16 protein-coding genes are annotated in these 16,457 nt (G+C 60.8%); 9 read left to right on the forward strand and 7 right to left on the reverse strand.

What is annotated here, in order from left to right:
* The gene (locus SJY33_RS04470) at positions 1-561 is read right to left on the reverse strand and encodes a CAP domain-containing protein (RefSeq protein ID WP_379921383.1); all 561 of its coding nucleotides are present in this window, start codon (positions 559-561) and stop codon (positions 1-3) included.
* Between the two features lie 48 nt (positions 562-609).
* Here SJY33_RS04470 and hemW point away from each other — a divergent pair, with 48 nt between their 5' ends.
* Both hemW and SJY33_RS04480 read left to right on the forward strand, forming a co-directional pair.
* On the forward strand, positions 610-1,761 hold the full coding sequence (hemW, locus tag SJY33_RS04475) for a radical SAM family heme chaperone HemW (RefSeq protein ID WP_379921384.1): 1,152 nt from the start codon (positions 610-612) through the stop codon (positions 1,759-1,761).
* Positions 1,758-2,648 (forward strand): tyrosine recombinase XerC, encoded by an 891-nt coding sequence (locus SJY33_RS04480; RefSeq protein WP_379921385.1) that lies wholly within the window; start codon positions 1,758-1,760, stop codon positions 2,646-2,648. The genes hemW and SJY33_RS04480 overlap by 4 nt, the downstream gene beginning before the upstream one ends.
* Positions 2,649-2,651: 3 nt before the next feature.
* Here SJY33_RS04480 and SJY33_RS04485 read toward each other — a convergent pair whose 3' ends face one another.
* Genes SJY33_RS04485 through rsmI form a run of 4 tightly spaced genes read right to left on the reverse strand, consistent with a single transcriptional unit; the run spans position 2,652 to position 5,522 of the window.
* Complete coding sequence (locus SJY33_RS04485) at positions 2,652-3,275, reverse strand: DedA family protein (protein WP_379921386.1); 624 nt, start codon at positions 3,273-3,275, stop codon at positions 2,652-2,654.
* A gap of 27 nt (positions 3,276-3,302) precedes the next feature.
* The gene (gene gshB, locus SJY33_RS04490) at positions 3,303-4,271 is read right to left on the reverse strand and encodes a glutathione synthase (RefSeq protein WP_379921387.1); all 969 of its coding nucleotides are present in this window, start codon (positions 4,269-4,271) and stop codon (positions 3,303-3,305) included.
* Between the two features lie 22 nt (positions 4,272-4,293).
* A complete protein-coding gene (locus SJY33_RS04495; RefSeq protein ID WP_379921388.1) occupies positions 4,294-4,668 on the reverse strand; it encodes a YraN family protein in 375 nt (124 codons plus the stop codon).
* Positions 4,665-5,522: a 16S rRNA (cytidine(1402)-2'-O)-methyltransferase gene (rsmI, locus tag SJY33_RS04500; RefSeq protein ID WP_379921389.1), complete on the reverse strand. Its 858-nt coding sequence runs from the start codon at positions 5,520-5,522 to the stop codon at positions 4,665-4,667. Before rsmI ends, SJY33_RS04495 begins: the two co-directional genes overlap by 4 nt.
* A gap of 38 nt (positions 5,523-5,560) precedes the next feature.
* On the opposite strand from rsmI, the gene SJY33_RS04505 reads away from it, so the two are divergent.
* Both SJY33_RS04505 and parE read left to right on the forward strand, forming a co-directional pair.
* A complete protein-coding gene (locus SJY33_RS04505; protein ID WP_379921391.1) occupies positions 5,561-6,769 on the forward strand; it encodes a penicillin-binding protein activator in 1,209 nt (402 codons plus the stop codon).
* A 56-nt stretch (positions 6,770-6,825) separates the two neighbouring features.
* Positions 6,826-8,826, forward strand: coding sequence for a DNA topoisomerase IV subunit B (gene parE, locus SJY33_RS04510; RefSeq protein ID WP_379921392.1), 2,001 nt, complete (start codon positions 6,826-6,828; stop codon positions 8,824-8,826).
* Position 8,827: 1 nt separating this feature from the next.
* On the opposite strand, the gene SJY33_RS04515 is transcribed toward parE, so the two are convergent.
* A complete protein-coding gene (locus SJY33_RS04515; RefSeq protein ID WP_379921393.1) occupies positions 8,828-10,018 on the reverse strand; it encodes a glycosyltransferase family 87 protein in 1,191 nt (396 codons plus the stop codon).
* A 133-nt stretch (positions 10,019-10,151) separates the two neighbouring features.
* On the opposite strand from SJY33_RS04515, the gene SJY33_RS04520 reads away from it, so the two are divergent.
* From SJY33_RS04520 to SJY33_RS04535, 4 genes are all read left to right on the forward strand, one after another.
* A complete protein-coding gene (locus SJY33_RS04520; protein WP_379921394.1) occupies positions 10,152-10,673 on the forward strand; it encodes an RNA polymerase sigma factor in 522 nt (173 codons plus the stop codon).
* Positions 10,670-11,245, forward strand: coding sequence for a hypothetical protein (locus tag SJY33_RS04525; protein WP_379921395.1), 576 nt, complete (start codon positions 10,670-10,672; stop codon positions 11,243-11,245). Before SJY33_RS04520 ends, SJY33_RS04525 begins: the two co-directional genes overlap by 4 nt.
* A 44-nt stretch (positions 11,246-11,289) precedes the next feature.
* Positions 11,290-12,606, forward strand: a complete 1,317-nt coding sequence (locus SJY33_RS04530) for a serine hydrolase (RefSeq protein ID WP_379921396.1) — start codon at positions 11,290-11,292, stop codon at positions 12,604-12,606.
* Positions 12,607-12,686: 80 nt separating this feature from the next.
* Positions 12,687-13,547, forward strand: coding sequence for an AAA family ATPase (locus SJY33_RS04535; RefSeq protein ID WP_379921397.1), 861 nt, complete (start codon positions 12,687-12,689; stop codon positions 13,545-13,547).
* 188 nt (positions 13,548-13,735) lie between these two features.
* Here the strand turns inward: SJY33_RS04535 and SJY33_RS04540 are convergent, their stop codons facing one another.
* Entirely contained in the window at positions 13,736-15,136 is a 1,401-nt protein-coding gene (locus SJY33_RS04540; RefSeq protein ID WP_379921398.1) for a methyl-accepting chemotaxis protein, read from the reverse strand.
* Between the two features lie 132 nt (positions 15,137-15,268).
* Here SJY33_RS04540 and SJY33_RS04545 point away from each other — a divergent pair, with 132 nt between their 5' ends.
* The gene (locus SJY33_RS04545) at positions 15,269-16,453 is read left to right on the forward strand and encodes a VWA domain-containing protein (protein WP_379921400.1); all 1,185 of its coding nucleotides are present in this window, start codon (positions 15,269-15,271) and stop codon (positions 16,451-16,453) included.
* The last annotated feature ends 4 nt before the right edge of the window (positions 16,454-16,457 follow it).

Consider the following 16,457-nt stretch of genomic DNA (forward strand, 5'->3'; position numbering starts at 1 on the left):
TCACCGGCGTGATCGTTGTTGTGATGTCTCGATCCGCTGGCCCCAGATGTTTCCTGCTGGCCAGTATCGGCAGACCAGCACCTCGTCCGTCGATGTCACAGCAATAGCGCAGCCAACCTCGCGGGTCTGCGGCCAGATGACCTGCGTGTAATGACCGACATCGGCCCATTGGCCGGTGCGAGACACATCAGGAAATTGTCCGGCGCGAAAGTGGCGCTTCTCGTCCACGAAAAAGCCCACCATTTCCCATGCCGACCATCGATCCCGCGGACCTCTCCACAGGTTTTCGCCCTGCCCTTTGCGGCGGTGGGGGGAGGCATGCTTGTAAAGCCCGCGGGCTGCCAGATGATCGGCCCATCCCTGCGCATCGCGGACCAGACTGTCGTTCCAAACGAGCGGTTCTGCGCCTGCATCGACACGCGCCAGGTTGTGCGCGGCCAGAAAGTCGCGTTCGATAGGATCAGGGTAATCGCGCGTTTGCGGGTGTGCCGGGGTTGCTGCGATAACGAGCAGCAGACCAAGGGGTTGGGCAATACGCGAGATGAGGCTAATACGGGACATGACCCCGAATTACCCGTCGATCATTAAGCGAGGCTGAAAGACCGTCCTGTGGCCCGCGCGCTGTATATCCATTGGCCTTTCTGTGCGAAAAAGTGCCCCTATTGTGACTTCAATTCGCACGTGCGGGACGGCATCGATGTAGCAGGCTGGCAAAAGGCGTTGCTGGCCGACATGCGGTCCGAAGCCGCGCTTGCCGGGGGCGAGGCGCTCTCGTCGATCTTTTTCGGTGGCGGCACCCCATCATTGATGCCGCCTGCCTTGGTGGCAACCTTGCTGGCCGAAGCGCAGACCTTGTGGGGCTTTGCGCCCGATATTGAAATCACGCTTGAAGCCAACCCATCGTCGGTCGAAGCCGCCAACTTTGCTGCTTTGGCAAGCGCCGGGATCAACCGCGTGTCGTTGGGGGTGCAATCACTGGATGATGACGAATTGCGCTTTCTGGGGCGTCTTCATGGGGCTGACGAGGCGCTACGAGCGCTCGGTACAGCGCAGCAGCATTTTCAGCGCGTCAGTTTCGACATGATTTACGCGCTGCCCGGCCACACGCCGGAATTATGGCATGAACGTCTGACCCGCGCGATCGGCTTTGGCGTGGGGCATATGTCGCTGTACCAATTGACCATCGAGCCGGGAACGCGGTTTGCCAGCGACGTGCGGCGTGGTCGGTTGGTGCCGCTGGATGATGATGCGGCCGCGGATCTGTTTGATATCACACAGGCGTTGACTGAGGCCGCAGGCTTGCTAGCTTACGAAACCAGTAATCACGCGCGCAGAGGTGAACAAAGCCGCCACAACCTGACATACTGGCGGTATCAAGATTACGCCGGGATCGGCCCCGGCGCACATGGGCGCCGTAGCGGCGTGGCGACGGTGCGCCACAAGAAGCCGGAAAACTTTCTTGCTGCCGTCGATCGGCAAGGCGACGGTATTGCCGAAGCACGCCCGCTTGCACCGCCCGAACAGGCGGCGGAGGCACTGCTGATGGGGCTGCGCCTGAACGAAGGCATAGACCTTGCCGTTCTGAGTGAACGGTTTGGATTGCCGCGCACGGGTCTGGTCGATGAAGCTGCCATCGTCCGGTTGAAGGCGCTGGGCCTTGTCTGGTCTGACGGTCCCCGGATCGGGGTTTTGCCCCCGGGACGCGGATTGCTTGACGCACTGCTCAGCGAGTTGGTGGCTGATAGCCTGGTCGCTGCATGAGCCGCGCTGCGCTGATCGGAGCATGGCGGGCGCACCTTGCTGACAACCGCCGCCGCTCTCCCCATACGGTGCGGGCCTATGTTGCTGCGGCGGATCGTCTGGCCGCAGCATTGGGCTGCAATGATTGGCCGTCCGTGGCTCGGATCGAAGCGCACGCCTTGCGCACGCATCTTGCCGCACGCCGGGCCGAAGGCCTTGGCAATGCCAGTACCGCCCGCGAACTGTCGGCATTGAAAGGGTTTATCGTCTTCGCCCGCGTTCAGGCTGGCGATCCCGAACCGTCTGCCCCCCGACTTCGCGGACCGCGGATCAAGAAAGGGCTGCCACGCCCAGTCACTCCGGATGAAGCCGTGAATGTGATGGAACTGGTCGATACGCTTGCCAAGGATGATTGGATCGGCGCGCGCGACCGGGCCGTTCTGCTGTTGATGTACGGGTCAGGGCTGCGTATTGCTGAGGCCTTGTCGCTTCAGGGATGTGATGCACATCAGGGTGAAGTGCTCCAAGTCACCGGCAAGGGCGGCAAACAGCGAATGGTGCCCGTTCTGCCGATCACACGCGCGGCTATCGCTGAATATCTGCGGCTGTGTCCATGGCCGATCATCCCCGACGCGGCGCTGTTTCGCGGTGCCAAAGGCGGCCCGTTGTCGCCTGCGATGGTGCAACGCGCGATGGCGCAGGCGCGGCGGGCGCTTGGCTTGCCCGATACGGCCACGCCGCATGCGCTGCGACACTCCTTCGCGTCACATCTTTTAAGCGCAGGCGCGGATTTAAGGAGCTTGCAGGAACTGCTTGGTCACGCGTCACTGGGATCAACCCAGATCTATACCCGGGTCGATGCGGCAAGCCTGCTGGACAATTATCGCACAGCCCATCCGCGCGGCTGAAGGTCATCCCTGATCGTCAGGCTCGTGCGCCTTGACAGGCTTCCAGGTGACGAACCGGTAAATATACACCGCCACACCTGCTAGCACGAAGGCGACAATGCCATAGCCTGCCAGCGTCTCATATTCCTCAATCACCCCGGCCAGGGCACGCCCGCCAATAATCAGCAGCCCGTTCCAGATCAGCGACCCCAGGAAGGTGAACAGGGAAAAATGCCAGATTCCCATGCGGGCCAGTCCCGCAGGGAGAGACACGATCGTGCGCAGAAGCGGCGAAAACCGCAGGGTAAAGACGATCCAGTCGCCATACTTGCGGAAAATATCGCGTGCCTTGGTAAATTCGTCCCATTCGAAGGTCAGGACGCGGCCCCAGCGATCAATGATCCGTTTCAGCTGTTCTTCGCTCCAGCGGACGCCGACCCAGTACCAGAACAGATTGCCGACCAGCGTGCCCAATGTCGCGACGAAGAGGACAACATAACCGTTCATCTTGCCTTGTTCGACCAGCACCCCGGCAGCGCCCACGATCACCTCCGACGGCACCGGCGGGAATACGTTTTCGAGGATCATCAGCACGAAGATGCCGAAGTATCCGCCCATATCGAGCAATCGGAGGAGGAGTTCGGTCATCGGGTCTCAGTCAGTTTGCGGCAGGCTTCAGGCAGCGGTGCGACGTTCGGCCAACCGCCGTTCGATCGCGTCCCATATCCGGCCTGCCGTATCAGTGTTGTCGAACTGGTCAATCGCCACAATTCCCGTGGGCGACGTCACGTTGATTTCTGTCAGCCACTTACCGCCAATTACGTCAATGCCAACAAAGGTTAGGCCAAGGCGTTTCAGATCCGGGCCGAGCGCATCGCAGATTTCGCGTTCGCGCTGGGTGAGTTCGGTGGGCAGTGCCGATCCACCCATCGCAAGGTTCGACCGAAATTCACCCTCCCCCGGAACGCGATTGATCGCGCCTGCCACTTCCCCATCGATAAGGACAATCCGCTTGTCGCCCGATTTCACTTCAGGAAGGAAGGGCTGCACCATGTGTGGCTCAGGCCAGGTCTGGTTGAACACCTCAAACAGCGCGGTGAGATTTTCGGCATTTTCGCCGATCCGGAAGATAGCCTTGCCGCCGTTACCGTGAATGGGTTTCACCACAATCGCGCCGTGTTTCGACATGAAGCGCCGCACCTCGTCGACCGATCGTGTTACCAGTGTCGGCGGCATGAACTGACGGTAATTCAGCACCATCACCTTTTCAGGCGAATTGCGCACGTTGGCAGGATCGTTCACGACCAGCGTTTCGCGGGCGATACGTTCAAGCAGATGCGTCGCTGTGATATAGCCCATGTGGAACGGCGGGTCCTGACGCATCAGGATCACGTCGATATCTGCGCCCAGATCAAGGCGTACTGTCTCGCCGCGCGCAAAATGATCCCCCACGACACGCTTGACAGTCACGGGCCACGCATGAGCGAACAGGCGATCTTCCTCGTCGAGCGTCAGGCTTTCGACCGGGTATTCATAAAGCTCATATCCGCGTGCCTGCGCGCTGAGCATCAGCGCGAACGAACTGTCGCCTGCGATATTGATCTGATCGATAGGGTCCATCTGGACGGCTACACGCAAGGTCATTCAGGCAACTCCAAAGGGATCGTCAAGACAGAGGCATCCAGGCATTTTCGATGTGGGTGGGCTTGCGGCCGGGTGCAAGCAGGATCACGTCGATGCGAATATCTTCGCCCTGCACGGCGTAATCCTGCCAAACCATTTCGACCGCTGCAGCGACGCGTCGCAACCTGCGTTCGTCGATCGCATCTCCAAGGCTGGCCGCGCGTGCCCGCCACTTTACCTCGACAAAGGCGACCAACCCGCTGCGGGCAACGATCAGGTCGATTTCGCCAGCCTTTGTCTTGACCCGTTCCGCGACCACGCGCCAGCCCTGCGCGGCAAGATACATCGCAGCCTCAGCCTCAGCCTCGCGCCCGCGCTGATCGGCCTCGTGGCGTTGCTGCGGTGTGCGCGGGATCATTCGCCCTTCAACTCCAGCGCCCGTGCATACAGCGCCGCGCGGTCAATCCCTGTTGCCTTTGCCACGATACCCGCCGCTTTGCCGGGCCCCGCATCGCCCAGAGCCGCCCTCAGCATGGCGTCTGCATCCAGCACCGGCGCCTCTGCATCGGCAGGCGGGCCGATCAGCAGCACGATTTCTCCCTTCGGCGGGTGGTCAGCATAATGCGCGGCTAGGTTGGCGGCAGAGCCGCTGCGGCATTCCTCGTGCAGCTTCGTCAGCTCGCGGGCGACTGCGACTTCGCGATCCGGCCACAGATCGGCGATGGCTCGCAAAGCGCGCTCCAGCCGCGGCGCCGTCTCGTAGAAGACAAGCGTTGCCGGAACCCCAGCAAGGCCGGCAAGCATTTCCGATCGCGCCTTGTCTTTCACGGGAAGAAATCCTGCAAACAGGAATCTGTCGCTTGGCAACCCTGCGATCGAAAGCGCGCCGATGGCGGCGCAGGCACCCGGAACGCTGACGACATCGATGCCAGCCTCGCGCGCTTCGCGTACCAGTCTGTAACCCGGATCGGAAATCAACGGCGTGCCAGCATCGCTTACCAGCGCGACCGGCGTTCGCCTCGCTTCGTCGATGATCCGCGCTCGCACCTGCGGTGTTGCGTGATCGTCAAGCCGTTGCAGGCGTGCCTTTATGCCGAAATGTTTCAACAGCTTACCCGTGACCCGCGTATCCTCGCAAGCGATCACCGATACGTTCTGCAGCACATTCAACGCCCGCAGCGTGATATCGCCAAGATTGCCAATCGGTGTGGCCACGATATACAGCCCCGGCTCGGGAATGTTTGCGGGAATGGATGGGAGCTCCATGGTCATTGATCTGTCCATGAAGCACGACTGAGGGGTCGGCAAGAATGAAGCTTTGGAATCTATCGGATTGGACGGCACCGATCACAGTAGCAGCGCGCCAATTCACAGGGCGCAACATCGCACTGGCGGGCGCAGCGATGCTTGCAGCGGGCTGTCAGGTCGTCCCCAAGGCAGACGTCGGACGGGCAAGCGTGCCGACTGCCCCTTCCCCCGAACCTTCGGCGACCGCGTTGCCAACCGATACCGGACGCCACCGGATTGCGTTGCTGGTGCCGATGAACGGAGACACTGCGGGCGTTGGACGCGCCATCGCCAATGCGACCACGATGGCGTTGCTCGATACATCTGCCGATAATTTGCGCATCACGACCTATGACACGGCTGCCGGCGTAGCCACCGCGGCGCGCGCGGCGATTGCGGATGGTAACAAGCTGATACTTGGCCCCCTCACGCCCGATGCCGTGCCAGCCGTCAGGGCAGCGGCAAGGCCCGCAGGCGTGCCGGTCATCGCCTTTGCCAATGATGCATCGCTGGCCGGGCCCGACGTTTTCGTGATCGGCCACATGCCAGAGCAGTCTATCCGCCGTTCGGTCGAATATGCACGTGCCCGCGGCGCAGCGCGCTTTGCCGTCATGGCTCCCGAAGGCGATTATGGCACCCGCGCCGTTTCGGCGCTCGACAATGCACTGCGTGACTTTGGCGGGGCCCTGACAGGCCGGCAAAGCTATGCGCGGGGAAATACATCGATCGTCAGTGCTGCTGCGCGTCTGCGGGCTGCAGGCGGTTATGACACCGTGCTGATCGCGGACAGCGCCCGCCTTTCCATCGACGCCGCGGCCGAACTGCAACGCGGCAGCCGCAACCGGTCGCTGATCGTCGGCACTGAATTGTGGAGCGGTGAAGCATCCCTCGCCCGCGCTGCGTCATTGGAAGGCGCCCTGTTTTCGGCTGTCTCTGACCAGCGTTACGGACGGTTTGCCGATAGCTATGCGGCGCGGTTCGGCACGCAGCCTTATCGCGCGGCGACGCTGGGGTATGACGCTGTTCTGTTGACCTTGCGCGTTGCACGCGATTGGAAGGTGGGGACGCCTTTCCCGAAGGGCGAGCTTTACGACAAGGGCGGTTTCCTCGGCGTTGACGGCGCCTTCCGGTTCAACCGGATGGGTGTGGTCGAACGTGCGCTGGAAGTGCGGCAAGTCAAGGACGGCGAAATTGTAGTGGTGGCTTCGGCGCCCAGCGGTTTCGGTCGCTGAGTAAAACCACTGGGGGTGGCTTGTGAGCATGCACGCGGCAGGCCTATAACCGGGCTATGGCCGATACCACCCCTGACGATCTGTTTGCGAACACCCCGACATCGAGCGGCGATTACAACGCTTCCGCGATTGAGGTTCTGGAAGGACTGGAACCCGTCCGTCGCCGGCCGGGAATGTATATCGGCGGCACCGATGACCGTGCCTTCCACCACCTCGCCGCCGAAGTGCTCGACAACGCGATGGACGAAGCGGTTGCAGGACACGCCACCCGTATCGAAGTACGGCTGGACGAAGGCAACCGTCTGAGCATCGCAGACAATGGCCGCGGTATTCCAGTTGATGAACACCCCAAGTTTCCCGGCAAGTCGACGCTTGAGGTGATCCTGTCGACGCTCCATTCCGGCGGGAAGTTTTCGGGCAAGGCCTATGCCACCAGCGGCGGTCTGCACGGGGTCGGCATCAGCGTGGTCAATGCCCTGTCGGTGCACACCCGGGTCGAGGTTGCACGCGAAAAGCAGCTTTATGCGCAAGAGTTTTCACGCGGCGTGACCCAGGGGCCGATTCAGAACCTCGGTCCCACCCCCAATCGCCGCGGCACCACGGTAAGCTTTGTTCCGGACGAGGAAATTTTTGGCGATCGCAAGTTCAACCCCAAGCGGTTGTTCAAGCTGGCGCGGTCGAAGGCGTATCTGTTCGCGGGTGTCGAAATCCGCTGGAAATGCGCGCCCTCGCTCGCCAGCGAAGAAATCCCGGCTGAGGCGACGTTCAAGTTTCCCGGCGGCCTGGCCGATCATCTGGCCGAACAGATCGGCGCGCGCGAATGCGTCACGGCGCAACCTTTTGCGGGGATGCAGGACTTCCCGCAAATTGACGGCGTTGGCCAGGGGCGCGTGGAATGGGCGATTGCGTGGCCGCTTTATTCTGACGGCGCAACGAGCTGGTATTGCAACACGGTTCCCACACCCGACGGCGGCACCCATGAACAGGGGTTGCGCAGCGCGCTTACACGCGGTCTTCGTGCCTTTGGTGAGCTTGTCGGTGCGAAGAAGGCCAAGGATCTGACGGCAGATGACGTCATGACCGGCGCAGAGGTCATGCTGTCGGTCTTTATCCGCGATCCGCAGTTCCAGTCGCAGACCAAGGACCGCCTGACTTCGCCCGAAGCGGCACGCATGGTCGAAAATGCGGTGCGCGATCAGTTCGACCTTTTCCTCACCGACAACATGGAGCGTGGCAAGGCGCTTCTGGGCGAAGTGATGGAGCGGATGGATGAGCGTCTGAAGCGCAAGCAGGAACGCGAAATCAAACGCAAGACCGCCACCAATGCGAAGAAATTGCGCCTGCCAGGAAAGCTGACCGATTGCAGCGGCGAAGGCGGGCGCGAAACCGAACTGTTCATCGTCGAAGGCGATTCTGCAGGCGGCAGCGCCAAGCAGGCGCGGGACCGCAAATCGCAGGCGATCCTGCCGATCCGCGGCAAAATCCTCAACGTTGCTTCTGCCACCGCCGACAAGATCCGCGCAAACAGCGAAATCGCCGATCTTGCGCTGGCGCTGGGCTGCGGAACGCGCAAGGATTGTGACGCGGCCAGCCTGCGTTATGACCGCATTATCATCATGACCGATGCGGACGTTGATGGCGCACACATCGCCACCTTGTTGATGACGTTCTTCTTCCAGGAAATGCCTGACATCGTGAAAAAGGGGCACCTGTTCCTTGCCCAGCCGCCGCTGTATCGGCTCACCACCGGTAAGGAGAGCCGCTACGCACGGGATGACGCGCACCGCGCCGAACTGGAAGCGACGGTGTTCAAGGGCAAGAAGATCGAAATTGCGCGTTTCAAGGGCCTTGGCGAAATGAACCCGCAGCAATTGCGCGAAACCACGATGGCACCTGAAACCCGCGGGCTTATCCGTATTACCTTGCCACAGGAGTTTGAAGGCCGGGCAGGCGTTGCACGCCTTGTCGATGAATTGATGGGGCGCAACCCCGAACATCGGTTCAACTTTATCCAGAACCGCGCCGGGGAAATCGACCGGGATCTTATCGACGCGTAATCTAAACCGGAGCTTCTCTCCGCACCCGGCGCCAGACCAGCACGAACAGCGCCGCCAACAGCAGCGGCATGATCGGAACCCCCGCGTTAATCGCCAGCGGGCGGGCAAAGGCGACCGATGCAAAGACCACGGCAATCGTGATCCGTTCTCCGTTCTCAAAAGCATCAGCGCGTGCGCGGGCAAACAGGTACGCAAGTGGAACCGCGCTCAGAACCAGATCGTAGTCGAGCACGAATGGCGTGGCCAAGGGTGCGCCCGCCAGAACGAGAGCACCCATGCCCGGGGTAAACCTGCGGCGCCAGCAAGCCCACGCAACCATCGCGGCAACGCCAAGCGTAACGCAGGCCTGAAGCGCTATTGCGAGGCCGCTCGGCACGCCCACAAGTCGCAGGCCCGCGAACGGGCTGACCATCTTGGCAAAACCAATCGATCCGCTGTCGGCTGCACTGCCAGCGGTCTGGGTGATGGTGAACCAGTCGCCCCACACCTGCGGTCCAAAGGCAAAAGCTGTAAATGCGGCGAGGCCGATCGCGGCAACACCTGCGCCAACAATGCTGCGCCATTGGCCGCTGGCAAGAAGGGCAACGGGCACCAGTAGTCCGAGCTGCGGCTTGATCGTGGCAAGCCCGATCAAAACGCCTGCCAGCCAAGGTCGCCGGCCGAACAGCAGCAGACCCCCTGCAAGCAAAGCTGCTACAAGGAACGAAGTCTGCCCATGCGTTAACGTCACGATGACGGGCGGAAAAGCGGCAATCAGGACCGGGGCTGGCCCTTTCAGATCCAAAGCCGAAAACCACCCGCGCATCGCGATCAGCCACGCAGCCCCTGTCACAAGCAACCATGCGGCAAGGGCTGGAAAATAGGGCATCAGCCCAAGCGGCCAAACGAACGGCAGAAAACTAGGCGGATAGAAAAACGCGGTATATTCGCCGGGGATTGTATAGAATTCTCGTTGCGCAGCGACATGCGCCAGCGTGTCATACACCTCGGCGCCGCGCATCAGCATCCGGCCCGATGTCCAAAAGCTGATGAAATCCGTCCCGATCAGAAAGCCGTTGCGATCGATCCCGTCGCGGGCCGTTACCAGCAAAAAGACAAGTGTTGCCGCGTTCACAAGCGCCAGCAACAGCAGATACCCGCGCGCACGTTCGGGCCCCAGCCATTCGGCCTTCAAAATTGCATCCCATCCCATGCTGCTTTCCTGCAGCCTGCTGTCGATGGTGTCTATTGCCTGAGAACCCCAATCTTGATGTTCCACACATCCGTGCGCAAAAAAATTCGCCCTCCGCCTGTAAGAAATCCTGCGCCGATGCGACTAAGCCAGCATGACCGATACGCGAGAACAGCTTTACCGAAAGGCCGGCGAACAATTCGCTCCGGCACTGGCGCGGCTTGCCAGATCGGTCGAAAGCGATGCCGACAAGGCACGTGATCTGGTGCAGGACATGCATTGCGCGGTGTGGAACAGTCTTTCGCGGTTCAAGGGTGACTGCGCGCTCAAGACTTGGGTTTACAGGGTCGCGCACAATGTCGCTGCCGATCACGTGGCACGGGCAGTGCGCAGCCCCAGGCGGGTGCCTCTTTCAGACGTGGAATGCCTGCCCAGCCCCGGCAACATCGAAGCTGCGACAGCTGACGCCTTGGTGCTGGCGCAGGTCGCACAGCTTATCCGCCATCTTCCGCCCGCTGACATGCAAGTGATTGTGTTGTGGCTCGAAGGGGAGACGGCCGCCGATATCGCACTGATTACCGGCCTTTCACCAGGCGCGGTCAATGTCAGGGTGCATCGCATCAAGCAACTGCTCGCCAACCATTTCCTTGCCCGCGAAACGGAGCCGACATCATGACGAACACACCCTTGCCGGCTTGGGCCGCATTGGAAAGTGACGCGGATTTCACTGATCCGGCCGCGATTTGTGCGCAGGCAGCCCTGTTCGATCGTCGGATCGCACGGCGCAACCGGATCGAGCGGTTGGCGGGATTGGTGCAGCTCCCGTTTTGGGGCGCCCTTGCCGGTTTCTTCTTCTGGGAGGGAGAAGCGTTGATCGGTGTGTCACTGCTGATGATTGTCGGCGGGATCATGCTGGTGATGCGTAACCTGTCGCTGTTTGCAGGCAACCTCGCTCCCCAGCCCGAGCAGCCTTGCCGGATGCATCTTGAAGCCCAATACCGCCGCCAGTTGCACGCGCTTCGCCGGGTGCCTGTCTGGTACATCGGCCCAGTCGTGCCGGGTGTTTTCGCGTTTTTCGCCGCTACTGCTGCCGGCGCCGCCAGAAACGTGGGCTGGGCTGCTGCTGTTGAAGGCGCTGCAATGCCTTTTGCGATCACATTCGGGATCTTTGCCGTGGTCATCCTGCTCAACCGCAGAGCCGCCCGCGCCGTCGCCGATGACCTCGAACGCATTCAACACGAGGCGTGATCAGATACGCTGTCCCCACCGCGCACCGATTTAGGAGCAACGACATGATGTTACGCAGCACTCTTTTCGCCCTGACCCTTGGCGCCGCGTGGCTTGGCGGTGCACCTGCTTGGGCGCAGGCAACACCCATTGCCGCAGCCCAGCAATCACCCCTGGCGATGCGGGCCGACGATGTTGTCCGCTTGCTCAATGGCGCCGCCGCCCCCGCCGACATCTTCAGCGCAAGCTTCCGTGCAGCAGTCGCAGACGCGCAGATCACCGCGCTGAGCGAAAGCCTTGTTGCCCAGTTCGGCCCCGCGACCGGCGTAGCTGTGCTTGAACCGCAAAATGCAACCCGCGCGGCAATACAGATACGGTTTGAGCGCGGGATGGCGACTGGATTTATCGGCGTTGATCCTGCCGAGCAGAACCGCATCAACGAACTGGTTTTCACCAAGGTTGATACGGTCGCGCCAACCGGCGACACGCCCACCGCAATCAAAGCCGAACTGGAAGCGCTGCCTGGCCGTGTGAACGCCTGGTTTGCGCCGCTGAACACGGGCACTGCGACAATCAGTCTTGGCGCAAATACGCCGCTGGCCTTGGGATCAACCTTCAAGCTGTATGTGCTGGCGGCGCTGGCAGAGGATGTGAAGGCGGGCCGCCGCGCCTGGAGTGACATCGTTCCGCTTACACGCAAAAGCTATCCGAGCGGACAGTTGCAAGATTGGCCCAAAGGCGCTCCTGTGACGCTGCACACGCTTGCCAGTCTGATGATTTCAATCAGTGACAACACGGCAACCGATCAGCTGATCGCGCTTCTCGGCGAGGCCCGTCTTCTAAAACTGATGACTGACAGCGGCCATAGCAATCCGGGGGCGAACGATCCGTTTTTGACCACACGTCAGCTGTTCCTTCTGAAGGCCAGCGGCGATTCCCAGATCGCCGTTTGGCGAAAGGGGGACAGGACCGTTCGCAACGCAATCCTGGCGTCGTTAGCCGATGATTTTGCCGCGGGAAACGTGCCGCTAGAAACCATCAACGCAGCCTTCGCCAACGGCCCCAAGGCGATCGATATCGAATGGTTCGCTTCGCCTGCCGATCTGGCGAAGCTGGCGGCGCACATGCAGCGCACCGCCGATCCAAAGGCGTTCGACATCATGGCGATCAACCCTTCCGCATCGCCCGGCATCAAGGCCAATTGGGATTACATCGGCTTCAAAGGGGGCAGCGAACCCGGCGTGCTCAATCTGACATGGTTGCTGCGTGACAAGGCCGGAGCATGGCACATCCTGACGCTGGGTTGGAACGACCCCGCCGCCGTGGTCGACGACGCCAGACTGCTGGGCATTGCACAGCGCATTCTTCTTCTGCCACGCTGATCCAGCTACCGGCACCCCCTTGCGCAGGGCCAATCAGCCCCTTATCGCTACGACAAATTTCAGTCTCACAAGGAAACCCGATGTCCGATCAGCAACAGCGTTTCGAAGGCACCAGCAACTACATCGCGACTGAAGACCTCAAAGTCGCGGTCAACGCCGCCGTGACGCTGCGCCGCCCGCTGCTGGTGAAAGGAGAGCCCGGCACGGGCAAGACCGTGCTGGCGCATGAAATCTCCAAAGCGTTGAATGCTCCGCTGATCGAATGGAACGTCAAGTCCACCACCAAGGCGCATCAGGGCCTGTACGAATATGACGCCGTGGCGCGTCTGCGCGATGGCCAGCTGGGTGAAGAACGCGTCCACGACATCCGCAACTACATCAAGAAGGGCAAGCTGTGGGAAGCCTTCACCGCGCCGCAGCTTCCCGTCCTGCTGATCGACGAGATCGACAAGGCCGATATCGAATTCCCGAACGATCTGCTTCAGGAACTCGATCGGATGAGCTTCGACGTTTACGAAACGCAGGAGCGGATCGAGGCAAAGGAACGCCCGATCGTCGTCATCACGTCGAACAACGAAAAGGAACTGCCGGACGCCTTCCTGCGCCGCTGTTTCTTCCACTACATCAAGTTCCCGGATCGCGACACGATGCAGGACATCATCGACGTTCACTTCCCCGGCATCCAGAAGACGCTTGTGAAGAAGGCGATGGATATCTTCTACGACCTGCGCGAAGTGCCGGGTCTGAAGAAGAAGCCTTCAACCAGCGAACTGCTCGACTGGCTCAAGCTGCTGCTGAATGAGGACATGCCGCTGGAGGTGTTGCAGAACAGCAATCCGGCGAGCGCGATCCCGCCGTTGCATGGCGCGCTGCTGAAGAATGAACAGGACATCATGCTGTTCGAACGCCTCGCCTTCATGGCACGCCGCAACCCGAGCTAAGACAGGCACGGTCTGACACGCGAATTTCATGGCCCCGGCGCATGCCATAGTGGCGGCGCCGGGCCTGTGATGCTTCGGGATTCGGGTAAGGCATCAAGGGCCTGACCTTTCACTGCTTATCGCTAGCCCCTTTTGGGCTACGCTTTCCGGTGATGTTTCACGTGAAACATTTAGGGAACAAAGCGCCTTCAGTCGAAGCTGTATGCCAGTTCGAAATCGCCCCAGCGCCGTCCGCCCACGATCAACGGGACATAGACATTGCGGACAACGTGATAGGTCTGGCCGTCGCCTTCCTGCCGGTACACCGCCATCATGTAGGGTGCGCCTGACATTTTGGCCTTACGATCAATCGCTTCGAGCATGATCCGACCGTTTCGGCAGAACTGCGTATCGTGATTGATTTCGCCCGTCGGCGTGCGCGATCGTTCGGAGAGGTGGGTGGGCAGAAAGCCGTTCATATCCGTGCATGCAGCCGCCAACACCCGCGCATCGGTCGCTTTGGCCCGGTCGAGGAAGGGGCGCCATTCGGCATGGGCCCAATCGGTCAACCGGGTCCGGTAAAGTTGCGGGTTGGTGCCGGGGACGAGCTGATAATCGGTATCGAACAATGCGCTCATCGTAAGCGTCCCGCGTGCCAGCGCCGCATCGGTGTGCGCAGAAATCTCCTCCATCATCGTCTGAGCCGCAACGACCATTGCGCTGTCTTCGGGGGATAGGCCCGCGTGAACAATCCGATCGAACATCTCGCTGGCTGTGATTTCCAGCTCTTCCATCTTGCGGTGCGCGCCGTGCAGGCGATCCTCGTTGCTGCGCGCCGCAGCGTCGAACCCGGTCAGCACGCGCTGCACCTTGTCGACATGGTTGCTGATCGTGCCGGTCGACCGGGCAATGACGTCATTCTGCTTGTCGACTTCTTCAACCAGCGATCCGACATTGGACATCGTGCTTTCAATCCGCGCCACAGAAGCGCGTGCTTCGCCGCTGGCTTTCGATCCGGCTTCGATCCGGCCGATGACGACTTCCGCTTCACCGCCGAGCGCATCGATCGTGGCCGCAATCTCTTCGGTCGCCCGGCGGGTGTCGCTGGCAAGGCTTTTCACCTCTGCTGCGACCACCGCGAATGTCCGCCCGGCATCGCCTGCGCGCATCGCTTCGATTGTGGCATTAAGCGCGAGGATATTGGTCGTTTCGGCAATGTTGTCGATATCCTGCGCGCTGCGGCGCACCTGTTCCATCGCCGCAGAAAAGCTGGTGACGTGCTGGCCCAGCGTGTCCACCAATTCGATCAGGCCCGCAATTTGCCCGAGCGACGACTGAATCAGCGCCGTGCCTTCGGACAAGCGTTCAATCGCCCGTTCGGACAGGATGCGCGCTTCATCGCTGGCCTGCGACACCTTGTGCTGATCGGCTTCCAAGGCACGCACTGTTTCTGCCAACGCCTCATGCTCGGACCGCAGGTTTCGCGAAGACGCGATGACCGCCTCAACCACCCCGGCCACATCTGTGCAACCGACTGTTACCGCGCCGCAACTTTCCGGGATCATCCCCAGAGCGTGAGCATTGGCGGTATCTATGGCGATCTGTTTCATGTGGACGTGCGACCCCTGTTTTGTGCGCAGACTTCTAGTCGCAGGATGGTAAGTGAAGCGTTAAGGTGCCGCGGACTGGTCGCTCACGATTGAGGCTGGTCAGGCCATGGCCTGCGGGTTAATCAGGTCGCCATGTTTTTCAATTTCATCGACGAGCTTCGCAGCGCCGGCATCGGCGCAAGCTTCAAGGAGCACCTCACCTTGCTTGAGGCGCTCGATCGGGATGTAATCGATCAGACGCCGGAAGCGTTCTATTACCTGTCGCGCGCGACCTTCGTGAAGGACGAAGGCCTGCTCGACCGGTTCGATCAGGTGTTCCACAAGGTGTTCAAGGGGGTCATGACCGATTACGGCCAGAACCCTGTCGACATTCCCGAAGACTGGTTGAAAGCTGTCGCCGAGAAGTTCCTGTCCCCTGAAGAAATGGAGAAGATCAAGTCGCTGGGAGACTGGGACGAGATCATGGAGACGCTGAAAAAGCGGCTCGAAGAGCAGGAAAAGCGCCACCAGGGCGGCAATAAGTGGGTCGGCACGGGCGGCACCAGCCCCTTCGGCAATTCAGGCTACAACCCCGAAGGTGTGCGTATCGGCGGAGAATCGCGCCACGGCAAGGCGATCAAGGTCTGGGAAAAACGCGAGTTCAAGAACCTCGACAACACCAAGGAACTGGGCACCCGCAACATCAAGATGGCGCTGCGCCGCTTGCGCCGTTTCGCCCGCGAAGGCGCGCAGGACCAGCTCGATATTGACGCCACGATCAAGGGTACGGCCAAGCAAGGCTGGCTCGACATCCACATGCGGGCCGAACGGCGCAATGCCGTCAAGCTGCTGCTGTTCCTCGATGTCGGCGGATCGATGGACCCCTTCATCAAGCTGGTCGAAGAACTGTTCAGCGCTGCCACCAGCGAATTCAAGAATATGGAATTCTTCTACTTCCACAACTGCCTTTACGAAGGCGTGTGGAAGGACAACAAGCGCCGCTGGCAGGAACGCACCAAGACCTGGGACGTGCTCCACAAATACGGCCACGACTACAAGATCGTGTTCGTCGGCGACGCCGCGATGAGCCCTTATGAGGTCACGCATCCGGGCGGCAGTGTCGAGCACATGAACGAGGAAGCGGGCGCGGTGTGGTTAAAGCGTGTGACTGACACCTACCCTGCGACCGTCTGGCTGAACCCCGTGCCTGAAAAGCAATGGAATTATTCGCAATCGACCAAGATGATCAAGCAGTTGGTCAATGATCGGATGTATCCGCTCACCCTCGATGGCCTGGACGATGCGATGCGTGAATTGAGCCGCAAACACGGGGCCTGATCCG

The organism is Erythrobacter sp. R86502, from assembly GCF_042466465.1.
Taxonomy (GTDB): Bacteria; Pseudomonadota; Alphaproteobacteria; order Sphingomonadales; family Sphingomonadaceae; genus Erythrobacter.

Excerpts from the sequence above, each read along its gene's own strand:
- SJY33_RS04470 (WP_379921383.1), bottom strand. The coding sequence starts at position 561 with ATGTCCCGTATTAGCCTCATCTCGCGTATTGCCCAACCCCTTGGTCTG.
- SJY33_RS04480 (WP_379921385.1), top strand. The coding sequence starts at position 1,758 with ATGAGCCGCGCTGCGCTGATCGGAGCATGGCGGGCGCACCTTGCTGAC.
- SJY33_RS04485 (WP_379921386.1), bottom strand. The coding sequence starts at position 3,275 with ATGACCGAACTCCTCCTCCGATTGCTCGATATGGGCGGATACTTCGGC.
- gshB (WP_379921387.1), bottom strand. The coding sequence starts at position 4,271 with ATGACCTTGCGTGTAGCCGTCCAGATGGACCCTATCGATCAGATCAAT.
- SJY33_RS04495 (WP_379921388.1), bottom strand. The coding sequence starts at position 4,668 with ATGATCCCGCGCACACCGCAGCAACGCCACGAGGCCGATCAGCGCGGG.
- rsmI (WP_379921389.1), bottom strand. The coding sequence starts at position 5,522 with ATGACCATGGAGCTCCCATCCATTCCCGCAAACATTCCCGAGCCGGGG.
- SJY33_RS04505 (WP_379921391.1), top strand. The coding sequence starts at position 5,561 with ATGAAGCTTTGGAATCTATCGGATTGGACGGCACCGATCACAGTAGCA.
- parE (WP_379921392.1), top strand. The coding sequence starts at position 6,826 with ATGGCCGATACCACCCCTGACGATCTGTTTGCGAACACCCCGACATCG.
- SJY33_RS04515 (WP_379921393.1), bottom strand. The coding sequence starts at position 10,018 with ATGGGATGGGATGCAATTTTGAAGGCCGAATGGCTGGGGCCCGAACGT.
- SJY33_RS04520 (WP_379921394.1), top strand. The coding sequence starts at position 10,152 with ATGACCGATACGCGAGAACAGCTTTACCGAAAGGCCGGCGAACAATTC.
- SJY33_RS04525 (WP_379921395.1), top strand. The coding sequence starts at position 10,670 with ATGACGAACACACCCTTGCCGGCTTGGGCCGCATTGGAAAGTGACGCG.
- SJY33_RS04530 (WP_379921396.1), top strand. The coding sequence starts at position 11,290 with ATGATGTTACGCAGCACTCTTTTCGCCCTGACCCTTGGCGCCGCGTGG.
- SJY33_RS04535 (WP_379921397.1), top strand. The coding sequence starts at position 12,687 with ATGTCCGATCAGCAACAGCGTTTCGAAGGCACCAGCAACTACATCGCG.
- SJY33_RS04540 (WP_379921398.1), bottom strand. The coding sequence starts at position 15,136 with ATGAAACAGATCGCCATAGATACCGCCAATGCTCACGCTCTGGGGATG.
- SJY33_RS04545 (WP_379921400.1), top strand. The coding sequence starts at position 15,269 with ATGTTTTTCAATTTCATCGACGAGCTTCGCAGCGCCGGCATCGGCGCA.